Raw genomic sequence first — 319 nt, 5'->3', positions numbered from 1 at the left:
CCTCAATGGCAATGGTGGCATCGAAGTGAATGTCAGCCACGACGGGCAGCGGCGAGGCAGCGCACACGGCCTCGAAGGCATCCAAGCACTCACGGCGCGGAATGGCCATGCGCACAATCTCGCATCCGGCCTCGGCCAGAGCCTCGATTTGAGCCCGGTTGGCCGCCACATCGTCGGCCGGGGCATTCAGCATCGACTGCACCGCCACCGGCGCGCCCCCGCCCACCGGCGCCGCGCCCACCATCATGCGGCGCGTCCGCTGATGCGGCTTCATCTTCTCATCCATAAGACTTCTTTCTCAAGAAAGAACCAGTCCAGT

General features: G+C 64.6%; 1 protein-coding gene. It reads right to left on the bottom strand.

Annotation, left to right across the window (positions count from 1 at the left end):
- On the bottom strand, window positions 1-286 hold a 286-nt coding region (locus tag PZH32_RS12260), incomplete at its 3' end, for a flavodoxin-dependent (E)-4-hydroxy-3-methylbut-2-enyl-diphosphate synthase (RefSeq protein WP_275208529.1).
- Window positions 287-319 lie beyond the last annotated feature (33 nt).

This window comes from Adlercreutzia equolifaciens, from assembly GCF_029076695.1.
Classification (GTDB): Bacteria; Actinomycetota; Coriobacteriia; order Coriobacteriales; family Eggerthellaceae; genus Adlercreutzia; species Adlercreutzia equolifaciens_A.
Note: the sequence above shows the minus strand (reverse complement) of the source record. Positions and strands in the feature narration are given on the sequence as shown.